This is a genomic window from Arthrobacter vasquezii, from assembly GCF_029455255.1.
In the GTDB taxonomy this organism is placed as follows: Bacteria; Actinomycetota; Actinomycetes; order Actinomycetales; family Micrococcaceae; genus Arthrobacter_D; species Arthrobacter_D parietis.
Map to the genome: position 1 here is coordinate 30,314 of NZ_JAROKN010000011.1, position 15,181 is coordinate 45,494.

Sequence of the window (15,181 nt, forward strand, 5' to 3'; positions counted from 1 at the left end):
CCACCGGCAGTCAGATCAGCAGTATTTCCGCTGAATAGATTCTATTCTGCTGTTAGACACGTACGCTGGGCTATTCGAAGACGACCTACATGACAGGGCTGGACGCCTGAATGATGCCTTGAACATCGTCGGTTGGAGATAGTCGTCACTTTTCCTTCAGTTGACTCGCCGAAAAGGCTGTTGCATAGCCGCAAACCTGATCACTCGTAATGAGAAGGTCGCCAGTCCGACTCTGGCAGGAGGCTCTTTTTGTGCCCTGCCGGTTTTGTGTCCTAACCGCGCCGGGCCAGCTTCCTCACGATGACGACGGCGGCGCCTCCCGCCGCTATCCATGGTCCGCCCACCAGCACCGGGTCTATCCACTGATGGTGGGTGTCCGACCGCTTCACGCCGAAGCGTGATGCGATGCCATGCCGGCGCTTCTCGGACAGAACGCCGGTTTCCGTCACCGGATTATCCGGCCGCGCAGAGGCGAATGAGCGCAGGTGGCTTTCCCACGCATCAACGCGGTCGCCGAGGATCAGAAGCAGCCAGTGAGCAGCCCGGCCTTCGCCGTAGGAGGCGTACGCGTGGCGCCGGATCACACCTGAAACGCCTTTGAGGGGTACGGATGTCCCGAAGACCGGGGGAACAATCTCGTGTTCGATGGAGCGTTCCCGGTTTTCTCCACCGGGTTGTTGCTCGGGGAAGTCCCAATGCGCGCCCGTAGCGGAGGGGTCCAGCCTTTCCTTGGGGTAGGAGGGGCGGTCTGCAGGGTCCAGGTCGGCGCCCCACCCGGGAATGCGTGCACGCAGCTCATCCCGGGTTTCCCTGTTCTTCGGCTTGTTGGCGACGTACGGCGTCGAGGGCACGGAGTTCTCCTAGCTGGCGTCCGGAACGATGATCGGCTTGATGCAGTTATCGAGTTTGGCGGCGAACATGTGATAGCCCTCGGCGATATGTTCGAGTGGGATGCGGTGCGTGACAATGTCGTTCGGTTTAAGGTAGCCGTTCCGGATGTGCTCAAGGAGCCGCGGCCACTGCCGTTTCACCGGGCACTGGTTCATACGGAGAGTGAGTCCCTTGTTGAGGGCATCGCCGAACTTCACGGCGCTGAAGACAGGGCCGTATGCTCCCACCACTGAGACATTGCCGCCCTTCCTTGCCGAGTCGATGGCCCAGTTCAGCGCAATCGGGGACCCGCCCTGGAGCTTGAGCTTCGTCGCGGTCACATGCTGGAGAAAGTTGCCGTCCGCTTCGGCGCCCACCGCGTCAATCACGACGTCGGCGCCCAGATAATCGGTGGTCTTCTTCATCTCAACCACAATGTCTTCGTACTCGTTGTAATTGAAGGTCTCCGCGTGGGCGAACGTCCGGGCCTTTTCGAGGCGGTACTCAAGCTGGTCGATGACTATCACCCGCCCCGCGCCCATCAGCCAGGCCGACTTCGCCGCGTAGAGTCCCACCGGTCCTGCACCGAAGACGACGACGGTGTCCCCCTCCGCAATGTCGCCCAGTTGGGCGCCGAAATAGCCGGTAGCCAGGGCATCAGTCATGAGGAGCGCGTCCTCATCGTCCAGCCAGTCCGGAATCAGTGAGGGCCCGACGTCGGCGAAAGGCACCCGCACGTATTCGGCCTGTCCGCCGTCGTACCCACCGCTCGTGTGGGAGTAGCCGTAGATACCGCCGACCGCCGTCGCATTCGGGTTGACGTTATGGCAGTTGGAATAGAGGCCGCGGGCGCAGAAGTAACAGGAGCCGCAGTAGACGTTGAAGGGAACCATCACGCGATCGCCGGGGGCGAGACTATTCACGGACCCGCCCACCTTCTCAACGACGCCGATGAACTCATGACCGAAGGTGGTTCCAACGCGGGTGTCCGGGATCAGACCGTGGTATAGGTGCAGATCTGAGCCGCAGATCGCCGCTTGCGTTACGCGGATGATGGCGTCGTTGGGGTGCTCGATTGCGGGAATGTCTTTTTCTTCGACACGGATTTTGTAGGGGCCGCGGTAGACCATTGCTCGCATTGTCGCCTCATTCCGGACTACTCATGGGAATAGTAAGCATACTGTCGAATCAGCTGGACGGGTAGGCCTGTGCGTCAGGACCGACGCCCCTTCGCACGCTCGGAGGACAGAACACCGGCGAGCAGGATGACCAGCAATCCTGCGAACGGCACCACCAGGAGTCCTATGCGCAGGCTCAGGGTGTCGGCGATCAGGCCGACGACGGGCGGTGAGACCAGGAAGCCGACGCGCATGAGCCAGCTGATCACGGTCAGACCGGTTCCGGGCCGCAGCCCTCGCAGTTCATCGGCGCCGTGCATAGCGGCGGGAACCAGCGTGGCAACACCAAAGCCGGCGAGCCCGAACCCGATGATCGTCCCGGCGACGGAGGGGAAGGCGAGGGCCGCTCCCATACCGAGGAAAACGATCACGCCGCCCGCCCGGGCGACAGCGCGTTGCCCGAAGCGGTCCACGAGCCCGTCGCCCAGCAGTCGCCCGATGAACTGTGCGCCCACCATCGCAACAAAACCGAGGGCAGCGATGCTGACACTGGCGTCCAACTGCCCCGAGAGGTAGACCGCCGCCCATGTACTGCCGGCATCCTCGACCAGCGTCCCGCCAACCGCGATGAGCACCAGCGCAGCAAGTGTGAGGTATGGGCCGGTCCGCCGCGTCTTAGGCGCGCCCCCGTGGACATCGGGTCCCGGAGACACCACCGTCCGCTCGACAGGCTCCGGACCTGCCAGAAGGAACCGGTAGGCAATCAACACGGCGGCAACGCAGAGTGCGCCGGTGACTGAGAGATGGATTCCGCGCGGTACATCGAGTGCAACCGCCAACCCTCCCATCAGCCCACCGGCAACAGCTCCGATCGACCAGACGGCATGGAAGGAGTTGAGGATGGACCGGCCGTACAACCGCTGGACCCGCAAACCATGTGAGTTTTGAGCTACGTCGGTCACCGCATCCATTGCACCGGCAAAAAACAGCGCACCCGCCAAGGCAATCCAGGTCGGTGAAACACCCGCGATCAACACACCAACCGCAACGAACAGCGTCCCGGCCACCGCCACCCTGGAGGAACGAAACCGGCGGATCAGGGTTGCCGCGGCCAACCCTGCAATCAGGGCGCCCAGCGGAAACGATGCGATCGCCAGCCCGTACTCCGCGTTACTGAGCCCAAGGTCCCGCTTGATCTCCGGATAGCGCGGCAGGAGGTTGGCGAAGATGGCGCCGTTGGTGAAGAACAGCACCGCCACTGCGATCCGTGCGTTTCGCGCGTCCCGCGGAATAGCTACGCGCTGCTCGGTGGTCATTGAACTCATGATCGTCCTTCTTCGAAATGGTTCTGGTGATCGGGGCGCGTTCAGCGCACGGGCACATCAGTGAGGAAGCGGCGAATTGCCCGTTCGGTGCCTGCCCGGGAGCGAGGCTGCTGGTCGAGACTCACGTGAATGAACAACCCTTCAATCAGCGCATCCACCTCGAACGCCGCGGTTGCATCCATGTGCCGCTCAAGGACGGCGCGGCTCTGCCCCATCCAGTCGTGGGTGATCCGCCGGAAGTCCGGCTTTCGCGCAGCCAGCGTGTACAGCTCGAGGGTGAGGACCACATCCTCGGGACTCTCGCTGAGGTCGTGATGCACAAGATCGGCAATCGCAGCCACCAGCTGGTCGGTGCCGGACACAGAAGCCAAACGGTCAGCAAAACGCCGGGCGATGCGCCTGGCGTAGCGCGTGAACGCCTCGCGGAGCAGCTCATCCATGTCTGCGAAGTGGTACGTCATGGACCCGAGCGGTACATCGGCATGCTTCGCCACCTTGCGGTGCGTGGTGCCCGCTACGCCATGTTCGGCGATGGTTGCCAATGCGCTGTCGATGATCCGGTCCCGCCGCTCCGGATCATGCCTTCGCTGGCTCATGCGGTCAGATCTCCCGAATCACGCGGGCAGGATTCCCCACGGCGACGACATTCGCCGGAACATCCTTCGTGACGACGGCGCCGGCACCAATGACGCTGTTCTCACCAATCGTCACTCCCGGCAGCACAATAGCCCCGCCACCGAGCCAGACATTGTCCCCGATAGTGATGGGAAGCGCCGCTTCGAGCTTGTCGCGCCGCGGCTGCGCCTCGACCGGATGCGTGGGAGTCAACAGCTGGACGCTCGGGCCGATCTGGCAGTCCCGGCCGATGACAATGGGAGCGACGTCAAGTGCGGTGAAGTTGCAGTTGATGAAGGTACCGGCACCGATGGTGATGTACGTGCCATAGTCCACGGCAAGCGGCGGCCGGATGTGGGCACCTTCGCCAAGCTGACCAATAAGGGATTCAAGGATCGGCCGCGCGGAGTCCACATCCTGGGCGTACGCCTCGTTGTAGTCGTGGGCCAGCTTGACTGCCCTTTGGTGGCCGGCAGCGAGGTCGGGATCGTCGGCGATGTACAGATCACCGGAGAGCATCCGCTCCTTGTTCGTTCTGGAATCACCCTCGAAATAGTTCTGCATGTGTACAAGCGTACATACTATCTGGACGCTCGTACCCATCGGGCGTCGGCCGCGGGTCCAAGCAAGCGCTCAATCGGCGGGAATAACGCAAGCCGGCACCGGCAACGCAAGGGAATACACCTGCTCAACGTGACCAACGCCGTCCACGCGCAGCACATCGAGCGTTGACGAGTACTGGTTCGCCGCCACAATGAAGTCCGCGCGATCATCACTGGTGGGTACCACCGCGAAATGCCGCGGCCATGCGCCGCCGATCGGTGTGTCCGACAGATGCCTGAGCGTCTGCCCGTCCTCCACCGCAAACACGGCCAGGACATCGGGCCCTCTGGTTGCTGCATACAGCAGGTTCCGTGTGGCCGGGGAAACTCCGACATCGATATGCGAGGGCTGGCTCGGCTGCCCGGATGGCACCGGCGTTGCAAGCGCGGCCACGCTCGAGAGGATCGATCCACTCCCGTCAGAGGCCAGAACATGCAGGCGGGAGTCCAGTTCACCGACAACGACGACGGCGCCGCCCGGCAGCGCTGCCTGGTGCCGTGGGCCTGTGGCCGGCGGCAGCACGGCCGCAAGGCCGTCCGGCCCAGACACAGTGAATCGACGGATCTCATCAGTTCCGAGGTCACTTACCCAGACGGACCCGTTGCCGGTGTCATGAACAAAGTGGGCGTGCGGCCCTTCCTGCCGTTCACTGTTGGGTCCCGAACCGGAGTTCCGGTACACGGCAGGCATTCCCGTCGGCTCGCCGTCGTCGTTCAGGTCCAGGCGGCTGACCACGCCATCACCGTAGTTGGCAACCCACAGTGCGTCGTTGAAGGCGAGGAGGTGACACGGGAACGAGCCACCGGTCGGCACTGTGGCTTGAAGTAACAGGTTTTCGCCCTGCACGCTGAACGCGCTCACTTGGCCCTGCTCTGTCTCCTGGACTGCATAAAGCATGTTTCCGGAAGGGTGGAGTGCGAGGAAAGATGGCGCCGTCGTCGTCGTAATGAGGTGATCGCCGCTCAGTGCGCCGCTGCGCCGGTCCAGGGTTACACGCCAGATGCCTTCACCGGATCCCGGCTCGGCGCCGTCGCTCGCGTAGGTCCCGATCAGAAGGTTCACAATGTCGCTGTCCATGGGCACTATTGTTCCCACAAAACGGTGCAGGCACTGCATGCGTTGAAAGCAACGCATGCAGTGCCTGCACTAGTTTGAATGACCTACCGCCGCGGCGATCGAGTCATTCGGGTCAACCGGGGGGAAACGATCAGGCGAAGTCAGCCGTTGCGGGATTGGCGCCGATACGGCCGCTCTCACCCTTGTCGAGGCCGTTAATTGCCTCAATGTCCTCTTCGCTCAGCGAGACCTCGAGCGCACCCCAGTTTTCGATGATGCGCGACTCCGTCACCGACTTTGGGATGACAACGAGCCCGAGTGCGAGGTGCCACGCAATCACAACCTGCGCCGGAGTGGCGCCCAACTTTTCTGCGATACCGGCGAGCACCGGATCCTCAAGCAGGCCCTTGCCGGAACCGAGCGGGGACCAGGACTCGTGGAGGATTCCCTTGTCCGCCTCGAAGGCGCGCAGTTCGGCCTGGTTCAGGTACGGGTGGGTCTCGACCTGGTTGATTGCCGGCACGACGCCGGTTGCGTCAATGATTTCCTGCAGTGCTTCGACCGTGAAGTTGGAGACACCGATTGAATGGACGCGGCCGCGCTTCTGCAATTCAACGAGCGCCTTCCATGTGTCCACATACTTGCCCTGCTTTGGCTGGAGCCAATGGATCAGGTAGAGGTCGAGTGTTTCGAGGCCCAGCCGCTGCATGGACTCCTCGAATGCCTGGAGGGTGCTCTCATACCCCTGATCGGCGTTCCACAGCTTGGTGGTGATGAACAGTTCCTCGGGGCTGAGACCCGAGGCTTCAATCGCGCGGCCCACGCCTGCTTCATTGCCGTAGATCTTCGCGGTGTCGATGTGCCGGTAGCCGGCCTTGAAAGCTCGTCCGACGACGTCCTCTGCCGTTGCGTCATCGACCTGCCACACGCCGTAACCCAACTGGGGAATGGTGCGGCCGTCGTTGAACGTCAGGTTTGGTGAGGTACTCATATATCCCTTTCGAAGACTGTTGCTCTTGTCGAATGGTGGCAACCTCCACCCGACGGCAAGTATTCCGACAGGTTGCTATTGACGTAGCTACTGGCCGGGAACTGACAGCAAGCGTTCAGCTTCGATGACGTCCTCAGCGACTACTTCCGCCCGGCGCCGGACGTTCTCCAGTCCGGCTGACGCGATACCCCACCGTTCGCCGTCCAGGCGGGCCATCGCGGCCGCCTCCGCTGTGGTTGCCAGGGCGTTGCCCGCGCGGGACAGCGCACGGTGTACCTGGAGAAGGGCCCCGGGGATGTCCAGCCCCTCGCTCGGATGCTGAGCCTGCGCGGTGACGCAGCACTCGCGCACGCGCGGCAGCAATTGGGCAAGCTGATTGGCGAAACCCGCCAACTCGTTATAGACGGCGTCATCCTCAACGCCCTCAAGAATCTGGTGGTACCGGTCAAGCCCGCGCCGAAAGCGGTCATGCGCGCGCCGCCACACTCCCGTACCAAGCTCCGCGTCATCCTTGCGGCCCTGTCGGGCCGCCGCAAAAAGTGCCACGCGCGTCTAGAGGTACTGGCCCGGACCGTGAGTGTCCGGCATCTGGGGGGAACCGGGCCGCACTCCGGGAGCGCGTTTCGGTTCACCGTCATCGCCGACCACCACGCCCGGAGCAAGAACGGTGCCGGGCGGCAGTTGCTTCAACTGCAGTTGCGCGGCCAGCTGCTGATTGGCCATCTGCTGAGCGGCAAGCGCGGTTTGGATACCGTGGAAGAGACCCTCCAGCCATCCGACCAGCTGTGCCTGTGCAACGCGCAGTTCGGCATCGGTCGGAACAGAGTCTTCCGTGAACGGAAGGTTGATCCGCTGCAGTTCCTCGACCAGTTCCGGTGCGAGTCCGTCCTCAAGCTCACGCACGGACCGCTCATGGATTTCGGCCAGTCGGCTGCGCCCGGCGTCATCCAGGGGAGCGCTGCGCACCTCCTCGAGCAACTGCTTGAGCATGGTACCGATGCGCATGACCTTGGCGGGCTCGTCCACCAGTTCAGTCAGTTTGGTGCCCTGCGCCTTCTCACTGCGGGAGCCGCCGTCGTCGTTCTGTTCCGGAAGACCACGCCCCGCGTCCAGTTCTCCGGACAGGACCGGGCTCTCTTTCGACGCATGCTCGGGAGTGCCGTTGTGGTGCTCGGGCTGCTGTTCGGTCATAGCAACATGCTCTCATGCGGCGCGTATGCCGAAGCGTGTCAGTCGGCCTCGTCCCGGTGCGCAAGCTCCTCCTCGCGGCCCTCCTTGTACTCGCCCCCGGGGCTCACCCCTGGAACACGCTGGCCTGCGTTGAGCTGCCCGGAGGTGAAGTGACTTTCGGAGAATTCGGGGCCGCCGTCATTTTCATCGGAGGGAGTGTTGACATCTTCACGCAAGTGCTCGTCCTCGGATTCAGCGCCGGGTCCGGACGCGCCGATGTCTTCACGAAGGTGTTCAGGAAGGTTCTCAGTCATCACCCCAGCAAACCACGCGCAGTTCGCGGGCGCTAGGGAGTTTTGCGCAGATCAGGCGTGTTCGCCCCCGGTCAAACCCGCCTGATCTGCACTATATTTCGGCGTTCAGTGTGTCGGGTCGTCCCGGCCGTCACGGGAGTTGGATCCCTCGCTGAGGCTGGAGTGCGTGTCCGTCCGTGGGTCAGGCCCGTCATTGGCGGTGTCGTGCGGATTATTCTTCACGCCGTCGTTCACCTGGTCGGCGAGATTCTCTGCCCAACTCTCGGCGGCACGCTCCAGACCGGACTCCTCGTCCTTGCCGTGCGTTGCGCCGTCCGGCTTGCCGTCTGCCCTGTGCTTGGCCATGGTTCCTCCTTGGAGTTCAGGTGAAAGCAAGCTTGTCACACCGCCCGGAATCCACAAAGCAGCCTTAGTGCCCCCGTCTGCGCTCGGCATCGAATTCGCCGCTCACGCCAAATGAGCGGTTCTAAAGCGTCAGAAGTACTTTTCCAGTGTGCTGCCCGGAGTCGAAATACTCATGCGCCTGAACCACTTCTGCGAGCCGAAAGGTGCGGTCAACGGGCACGGAAATGGACCCGTTAGAGATCAGCGGCCAGACATTCTCGCGTACCCCCGCCATAATGGCCGCCTTCTCCTCCCCCGGCCGTGAACGCAGCGTGGTTCCCGTCACGGACGCGCGCTTTCCCATGAGCGAGCCGAGGTTGATCTCGGCTTTTGCACCGCCCTGCAGTCCGATGACCACAAGGCGGCCTCCTATCGCCAGGGCCTCAACGTTGCGGCCGAGGTATTTTGCGCCAACAACATCGAGAATCACGTCAGCACCGCGCCCATCGGTAGCTGCGTCCACCTCGGCAACGAAATCCTGCTCCCGGTAATTTACGCAGACCTCTGCACCCAGTGACCGGGCGAAATCGAGCTTGTCGGCCGTTCCGGCGGTCACGATCGTACGGGCACCCAGGGCGCGTGCAAGCTGGATAGCCATAGTCCCGATACCCCCGGAAGCACCGTGAATGAGAAGGGTTTCGCCGTCGCGCAGACCCGCAACCAGGACAAGGTTGGAGTAGACCGTCGCAGCCACTTCGGGTAGCGCGGCGGCGGCCACGAGATCCACGCCTGCGGGCACGGGCAATACCTGCCCGGCGGACACTGCCACCTGTTCGGCATAACCGCCGCCCGCAAGGAGCGCGACGACGGCGTCGCCCGGCTGGAACCCCGACTCCCCCGGGTCAGCGATCCTTCCGGAAACCTCAAGGCCCGGATACTCGGAGGCACCGGGAGGCGGCGGGTACACACCCAACCGCTGCTGCACATCCGCGCGGTTCAATCCGGCTGCGACGACGTCGATGAGCACCTCACCGGCCTGGAGACCGGGCGGCGCCACATCGGCCACCTGAAGAACGTCCGGTTCACCGAACCCGCGAAGCACTACTGCTTTCATGATTTCCCTTTCCGGACCTCACCCTGCTGCCTGGAGTTTTGTGCAGCCTGTTCTGCATGAAACACTATTCCCCGTATGGAAGGTTGTCCGAGCGGCCGAAGGAGCTGGTCTTGAAAACCAGTGGACGGTAACCCCGTCTCAAGGGTTCGAATCCCTTACCTTCCGCATCGAGCTGAGCCGTGCTCACCAGTTGCACCCCGTCCTGATGGACGGGGTGCAACTGGTTTAAGGTCCTTCCGGGCGCTTCGAATCCCATCGGGTAGGCTCCGGAAGTGCCAAGTCTCACTTCAAGGAGCCTTTCAATGACGACTGCCGCCCTCCGGCGATTTCTCCTGCCTGCTGCCCTGATAGCGGCAGCAGCAGTGACCGGCTGCACCGCCGGGAACGACGACGGCGCCTCACCTTCCGAACTCACCTCGGCAGCGAGTAGCGAAGCAGCGGAGGCGCAGAAGGCCTCGAGCGTCACGGCGAACGACCTGCAAGAGGGTCAGTGCGTGACCGATTCCGGCACCGCAGCGGAGCCGGACATTCAGGTAATCCCCTGCGACGAACCTCACGCGTTCGAAGTATTCGCGACAACCGAGCTGGATGAAGGCATTTACCCCGGGCTCGGGGAAGCGGACGCTCAGGCGCAGGAGTTCTGCCGCGGTGAATTCGCTGCGTTCGTCGGCGTGGAGTATGACGCGTCCGCCCTGGAACTCCAGTACTTTTACCCGGTCGAGTCGGAATGGACTGACGAAGGCGGCCGCTCGGTGATTTGCCTCGTCGGCAGTGCCGGCGGTGAGCCCTCAACGGGAACACTCCGCGACTCCAGCCAGTAGTTCCCAACAGCAAGTACTCGTGCTTGAATGTGCAAGGCGCCTGATGTGGTCTACATCACTACGAAGTGGTGAATATTAGGACGCCGACGTCCGGCACCACCGGGCCGACGATGGGAAACGCGTTGATGGTCTCAACCCGGCTGCTCTGTTCTCCGCGAGGTAACCACCCGTTCATTGCGGCGTGCTTGGCTTGCCGCGACCGGAATGTCACCGGCAGATCCTATTGTCACTTTCGTGGCCAGTTCCGCCGAGGCTCACTGCCGAAGCAGGCATCACTCGCGGCCGTAATCCGGCCAAAAGCAAGGAGAAACAGGACGAATGAAAAATTCGTGGAGGGGCGCGCTGTGCTCAGCGCTTTCGGTCGGGCTCATTGCCTCACCGATGGCGTTCTCGCCAGCCAGCGCAGAGGAAACCGTCGACGCCCAAGCGGGCGGCGGCGTCGTTATCAATGAGGCGTACGTCAACGGGGGCAGTGCCAACGCACCGTTCACGCACAAGTTCGTAGAACTGATCAACACCACCGATGCGCCGGTGAGCCTGGACGGCTGGTCGCTCCAGTACCGTTCAGCGACGGGGGTAGTTGCTCCGACCGGCGTTGCGCCGCTGAAGGGAAGCATCCCGGCAAACGGAAACTTCCTCATCCAGGCGTCCAGCAACGGCTCTGTTGGCGCAGCACTTCCGGCGGCTGATGTGACCAGCTCGCTGAATATCAGCGGGAGCAGCGGGACCATCGTCCTGTCCGATCAAGCTACTGCTGTCAGCAACCTGCCTGTCGGCTCTGTTGTGGCCGCGCCCGGCGTCGTTGACCTGTTGGGATACGGAGAGTCCAACACCTTCGAGGCCGCAGGCGAAGAAGGCCCCGGTGGCACCCGCAACCCGCTGTCGATGAACCGCGCAGGCGGAGTTGACACCGACAACAATCTGACAGACTTCACCGTTTCCGAAACCGTCACTCCCACCAGTGCCGCTGGTGAGACGGCCGGAAGCGAACCCGAGCCAGAACCGGAACCGCCCACGCCGGGCGAAGTGATCCCCATCGATCAGATCCAGGGCACGGGTGGAGCAACGCCGTATGGAGGGCAGGTTGTCACCACCCGCGGCGTAGTAACTGCCACTTACCCCACCGGCGGATTTGATGGCTACTACATCCAGACCCCCGGGACCGGCGGTGACCTCGGTGCGGATCATGCCGCCTCTGACGGCATCTTCATCTACTCGACCGCCACGGCCGCTGACGTTGCTGTTGGTGACCTCGTGGAGGTCACCGGCACCGCTGGAGAATACTTCGGCCTCTCACAGATCACCGTCCTGGCCGGCGGAATGACCAAGCCCGGGGAGCCCGCGGAGGCTGTGAAGACCGCCTCTATCGCGTACCCCGCGGATGATGTCGCGCGCGAAGCACTCGAGGGAATGCTCGTGCAGCCGACCAACGACTTCACGGTCTCGGACAACTACTCACTGAACCAGTATGGGGAAATCACTCTTGCCGTCGGGGACAGTCCCCTGGTGCAGCCCACGGAAATCGCTCCGCCGGGAACGGCCGAGAATGCTGCTGTCTCCGCTGACAACGCTGCCCGCCGGGTCAAGCTCGACGACGGCGCCACCACCAATTTCCTCAGCAGCGCCAACATGGACCAGCCGTTGCCCTACCTCACACCGGAGCAGCCGGTGCGGGTCAACTCATCGGCAACTTTCACCTCGCCAGTGGTCTTCGATTTCCGCAACAGCTCCTGGAAGTTCCAGCCGCTGACCGCTCTCACTGCAGTGAACTCCGCCGAAGTTCAGCCCGTCGTGTTCGAGGGCTCACGTCCTGACGCACCGGAGAACGTTGGCGGCAACGTCAAAATTGCGTCCTTCAACGTGCTGAACTACTTCACCACCACAGGTGACCAGCTCAGCGGGTGCACGTACTACGAGGACCGCGACGGCAATCCCGTCACCGTCCGCGGCGGCTGTGATGCCCGCGGCGCCGCGAATGCAGAGAATCTGGAGCGCCAGGAAGCGAAGATCGTTGCGGCGATCAACGGGCTGGACGCGGACGTGGTCTCCCTCGAGGAGATTGAGAACTCGGCCAAGTTCGGCAAGGACCGGGACGCCGCCCTTGCCACGCTGACTGCCGCGCTCAATGAGGCTGCCCCCGGTGTGTGGGACTACGTCCGTTCACCGGACGCTTTGCCCGCCATCGAGAACGAGGACGTCATCAGGACCGCGTTCATCTACAAGAAGGCGGTTGTGGAGCCCGTTGGCCAGTCCGTCATCCTCGATGACAACGTCGCCTTCTCAAATGCCCGCAAGCCCCTGGCGCAGTCCTTCAACATTGTCGGCGGTGATGACTCCACCAAGTTCCTCGCCATCGCAAACCACTTCAAGTCCAAGGGATCAGGCAGCGGCGAAAACGCAGACCAGGGTGACGGACAGGGCGCATCCAATGCCGACCGCGTTGAGCAGGCAACCGCTCTCGTCGCCTTCGCTGAACAGCTGAAGACTGAAGCGGGCACAGACAAGGTCTTCCTTGCCGGTGACTTCAACTCCTACTCGGCTGAGGATCCCATGCAGGTCCTGTACGAGGCCGGCTACATCAATCAGGGCGCCAAGACTGATGGATACTCCTACGTTTTCTCCGGACTCGTTGGTTCCCTTGACCACATCCTCGCCTCCCCCGCAGCAGACGCGGCGGTATCCGGCGTGGACGTATGGAACATCAACGCGGTGGAATCCGTAGCGCTTGAGTACAGCCGCTACAACTACAACGCCACCGACTTCTACGCGCCGAACCAGTTCCGGGCGAGTGACCACGATCCGGTGATCGTCGGTCTGAACCTGGCACCGGCGGACACCACGACCGAGCTCAACCTCATGGGCATCAATGACTTCCATGGGCGTATCGACTCGAACACCGTGAAGTTCGCTGGAACCATCGAGGAACTGCGCGCCCAGTACGGCGAGGAGAACTCGCTGTTCCTCTCCGCCGGAGACAACATCGGAGCATCACTCTTCGCCTCCTCGGTTGCACAGGACCAACCAACCATCGACGTCCTCAACGCTCTGGATCTTCGCGCTTCGGCTGTCGGTAACCACGAGTTCGACGGCGGTTTTGCGGACCTGGCCGGTCGTGTGGCCGACGCCGCGGAGTTCCCATACCTGGGCGCCAACGTGTACCAGAAGGGAACCACCACGCCTGCCCTGCAGGAGTACGAAATTGTGAACGTGGGCGGTATTGATGTTGCCATCATCGGTGCCGTCACCCAGGAAACACCTTCGCTGGTGAGCCCTGACGGAATCGCCGATCTCGACTTCGGCGATCCCGTCGAGGCCGTAAACCGCGTGGCGCAGCAGATCGAGGACCAGGGTCTGGCCGACGTCATCATTGCCGAGTATCACGAGGGAGCCGGAGACGGCGCCGTCGAGGGTTCCACCATCGAGGCAGAGGTGGCCGCGGGGGGCGCGTTCGCTGACATCGTCACCGGCACCTCGCCGCTCGTCGACGCCATCTACACCGGCCACACGCACAAGCAGTACGCGTGGGATGCACCTGTACCCGGCGCGGAGGGCGAAACCCGTCCGATCATCCAGACCGGCTCCTACGGCGAGTTCATCGGCCACATCACCCTCACCGTGGATAACGCCACCGGCGAGGTCGAGTCGTATACGGCGCAGAATGTTGCACGCACGGCCACTGACCCGGCTGCGCTGGTAGCAACCTATCCGAGGGTCGCCGAGGTCAAGACGATTGTTGACGCGGCGCTCGCCGAAGCAGCAGTCATCGGCAACCAGCCCGTTGGATCCGTGACAGCGGACATCACTACAGCCTTCGTCAACGGCAAGCGTGATGACCGGACGTCCGAGTCAACGCTCGGCAACCTGATCGCTGACTCACTGCGGGACTCGCTCTCATCCGCTGAACGCGGCGGAGCCGAGATCGGTGTCATCAACCCCGGCGGGATGCGGAACGAGCTCTACTACGGTGAGGACGGCGTCATCACCTACGCCGAAGCGAATGCGGTACTGCCGTTCCTCAACAATCTGTGGACGGTCACCCTGACCGGTGAGCAGTTCATCACGATGCTGGAGCAGCAGTGGCAGCCGGAAGGCTCCTCCCGGTCCTTCCTGGCGCTCGGGCTGTCGGACAACGTGTCCTACACCTACAACCCGGATCTTGCAGCCGGCTCCCGCATCACGTCGGTCACGATTGACGGCGCACCGCTGGACCCGGCTGCAGAGTACCGGATCGGCACCTTCAGTTTCCTGGCGCAGGGCGGCGATAACTTCACCGTCTTCCAGCAGGGAACCGACGTCCGTGACTCGGGACTTGTAGACCGCGACGCCTGGATCAGCTACATCGAGCAGAACAGCCCACTGTCCCCGAGCTTCGACCGTCGCTCAGTGATCGTGAAGAATGCACCGGCCACCGTCACGGCTGGTGACACTGTCACCTTCGACGTTGCAAAGCTGAACCTCACGTCGCTAGGCAGCCCGATCAACACCAGCGTGTCGGCGAGCTTCGTCGACGCCGCCGGCAAGGTCACCCAGCTGGGCACCTCGCCCGTCACGGACGGCGCGGCGCAGGTCACGGTCACCGTTCCGGCAGCAGCACCGGGAGCGGGGAGAATTGTTCTGGTGGCCAAGGAATCCGGCACGACGGTGACCCTTCCGGTCACCATTGAAGCGGTTGCCGGCGCAGAGTGCGTCGCCCCGGTCAAGCCGGAGCGCGGTCCTGGCGCCGGGCACCCGAACAGCTATGGCAAGGCCATGGCCGAGTACCGCAAGTGCCTTGCGGATGCCCGTCGCGGCTAGATTTCGTCGCGGCCGGTAAGGCCTTGGCGAACTAATGAAGAAGCGCTCCTCCGTGCAGCGGAGGAG

At 63.0% G+C, this 15,181-nt stretch carries 14 protein-coding genes and 1 tRNA gene; 3 read left to right on the forward strand and 12 right to left on the reverse strand.

Annotation, left to right across the window (positions count from 1 at the left end):
* Positions 1 to 272 precede the first annotated feature (272 nt).
* From P4U43_RS06690 to P4U43_RS06745, 12 genes are all read right to left on the reverse strand, one after another.
* Positions 273 to 851: a hypothetical protein gene (locus P4U43_RS06690; protein ID WP_277358026.1), complete on the reverse strand. Its 579-nt coding sequence runs from the start codon at positions 849 to 851 to the stop codon at positions 273 to 275.
* Positions 852 to 860: 9 nt separating this feature from the next.
* Positions 861 to 2,009 carry a zinc-dependent alcohol dehydrogenase gene (locus P4U43_RS06695; protein ID WP_277358027.1) on the reverse strand — a complete coding sequence of 383 codons (1,149 nt, stop codon included), beginning with the start codon at positions 2,007 to 2,009 and terminating at the stop codon, positions 861 to 863.
* Between the two features lie 74 nt (positions 2,010 to 2,083).
* A complete protein-coding gene (locus P4U43_RS06700; protein ID WP_277358028.1) occupies positions 2,084 to 3,313 on the reverse strand; it encodes an MFS transporter in 1,230 nt (409 codons plus the stop codon).
* Between the two features lie 41 nt (positions 3,314 to 3,354).
* On the reverse strand, positions 3,355 to 3,909 hold the full coding sequence (locus P4U43_RS06705; RefSeq protein WP_277358029.1) for a TetR/AcrR family transcriptional regulator: 555 nt from the start codon (positions 3,907 to 3,909) through the stop codon (positions 3,355 to 3,357).
* Between the two features lie 4 nt (positions 3,910 to 3,913).
* Entirely contained in the window at positions 3,914 to 4,492 is a 579-nt protein-coding gene (locus P4U43_RS06710; protein WP_277358030.1) for a sugar O-acetyltransferase, read from the reverse strand.
* 69 nt (positions 4,493 to 4,561) lie between these two features.
* On the reverse strand, positions 4,562 to 5,608 hold the full coding sequence (locus tag P4U43_RS06715) for a lactonase family protein (RefSeq protein WP_277358031.1): 1,047 nt from the start codon (positions 5,606 to 5,608) through the stop codon (positions 4,562 to 4,564).
* Between the two features lie 130 nt (positions 5,609 to 5,738).
* Positions 5,739 to 6,578 (reverse strand): aldo/keto reductase, encoded by an 840-nt coding sequence (locus P4U43_RS06720; RefSeq protein ID WP_277358032.1) that lies wholly within the window; start codon positions 6,576 to 6,578, stop codon positions 5,739 to 5,741.
* An 87-nt stretch (positions 6,579 to 6,665) separates the two neighbouring features.
* The gene (locus P4U43_RS06725) at positions 6,666 to 7,124 is read right to left on the reverse strand and encodes a hypothetical protein (protein ID WP_056546330.1); all 459 of its coding nucleotides are present in this window, start codon (positions 7,122 to 7,124) and stop codon (positions 6,666 to 6,668) included.
* A gap of 6 nt (positions 7,125 to 7,130) precedes the next feature.
* Positions 7,131 to 7,769, reverse strand: coding sequence for a bacterial proteasome activator family protein (locus P4U43_RS06730; protein ID WP_277358033.1), 639 nt, complete (start codon positions 7,767 to 7,769; stop codon positions 7,131 to 7,133).
* Between the two features lie 38 nt (positions 7,770 to 7,807).
* A complete protein-coding gene (locus P4U43_RS06735; RefSeq protein WP_277358034.1) occupies positions 7,808 to 8,062 on the reverse strand; it encodes a hypothetical protein in 255 nt (84 codons plus the stop codon).
* Between the two features lie 105 nt (positions 8,063 to 8,167).
* Positions 8,168 to 8,407, reverse strand: a complete 240-nt coding sequence (locus tag P4U43_RS06740) for a hypothetical protein (RefSeq protein ID WP_056546324.1) — start codon at positions 8,405 to 8,407, stop codon at positions 8,168 to 8,170.
* A 121-nt stretch (positions 8,408 to 8,528) separates the two neighbouring features.
* Positions 8,529 to 9,500, reverse strand: a complete 972-nt coding sequence (locus P4U43_RS06745) for an NAD(P)H-quinone oxidoreductase (RefSeq protein ID WP_277358035.1) — start codon at positions 9,498 to 9,500, stop codon at positions 8,529 to 8,531.
* A 77-nt stretch (positions 9,501 to 9,577) separates the two neighbouring features.
* Here P4U43_RS06745 and P4U43_RS06750 point away from each other — a divergent pair.
* The 3 genes from P4U43_RS06750 (at position 9,578) to P4U43_RS06760 (ending at position 15,115) form a co-directional block, all read left to right on the forward strand.
* Positions 9,578 to 9,665: transfer RNA gene (locus tag P4U43_RS06750), tRNA-Ser, on the forward strand.
* 137 nt (positions 9,666 to 9,802) lie between these two features.
* Positions 9,803 to 10,321: a septum formation family protein gene (locus tag P4U43_RS06755; RefSeq protein ID WP_277358036.1), complete on the forward strand. Its 519-nt coding sequence runs from the start codon at positions 9,803 to 9,805 to the stop codon at positions 10,319 to 10,321.
* 318 nt (positions 10,322 to 10,639) lie between these two features.
* The gene (locus tag P4U43_RS06760; protein ID WP_277358037.1) at positions 10,640 to 15,115 is read left to right on the forward strand and encodes an ExeM/NucH family extracellular endonuclease; all 4,476 of its coding nucleotides are present in this window, start codon (positions 10,640 to 10,642) and stop codon (positions 15,113 to 15,115) included.
* Positions 15,116 to 15,181 lie beyond the last annotated feature (66 nt).

Excerpts from the sequence above, each read along its gene's own strand:
- P4U43_RS06700 (WP_277358028.1), bottom strand. The coding sequence starts at position 3,313 with ATGAGTTCAATGACCACCGAGCAGCGCGTAGCTATTCCGCGGGACGCG.
- P4U43_RS06730 (WP_277358033.1), bottom strand. The coding sequence starts at position 7,769 with ATGACCGAACAGCAGCCCGAGCACCACAACGGCACTCCCGAGCATGCG.
- P4U43_RS06720 (WP_277358032.1), bottom strand. The coding sequence starts at position 6,578 with ATGAGTACCTCACCAAACCTGACGTTCAACGACGGCCGCACCATTCCC.
- P4U43_RS06740 (WP_056546324.1), bottom strand. The coding sequence starts at position 8,407 with ATGGCCAAGCACAGGGCAGACGGCAAGCCGGACGGCGCAACGCACGGC.
- P4U43_RS06735 (WP_277358034.1), bottom strand. The coding sequence starts at position 8,062 with ATGACTGAGAACCTTCCTGAACACCTTCGTGAAGACATCGGCGCGTCC.
- P4U43_RS06705 (WP_277358029.1), bottom strand. The coding sequence starts at position 3,909 with ATGAGCCAGCGAAGGCATGATCCGGAGCGGCGGGACCGGATCATCGAC.
- P4U43_RS06745 (WP_277358035.1), bottom strand. The coding sequence starts at position 9,500 with ATGAAAGCAGTAGTGCTTCGCGGGTTCGGTGAACCGGACGTTCTTCAG.
- P4U43_RS06710 (WP_277358030.1), bottom strand. The coding sequence starts at position 4,492 with ATGCAGAACTATTTCGAGGGTGATTCCAGAACGAACAAGGAGCGGATG.
- P4U43_RS06760 (WP_277358037.1), top strand. The coding sequence starts at position 10,640 with ATGAAAAATTCGTGGAGGGGCGCGCTGTGCTCAGCGCTTTCGGTCGGG.
- P4U43_RS06695 (WP_277358027.1), bottom strand. The coding sequence starts at position 2,009 with ATGCGAGCAATGGTCTACCGCGGCCCCTACAAAATCCGTGTCGAAGAA.
- P4U43_RS06715 (WP_277358031.1), bottom strand. The coding sequence starts at position 5,608 with ATGGACAGCGACATTGTGAACCTTCTGATCGGGACCTACGCGAGCGAC.
- P4U43_RS06755 (WP_277358036.1), top strand. The coding sequence starts at position 9,803 with ATGACGACTGCCGCCCTCCGGCGATTTCTCCTGCCTGCTGCCCTGATA.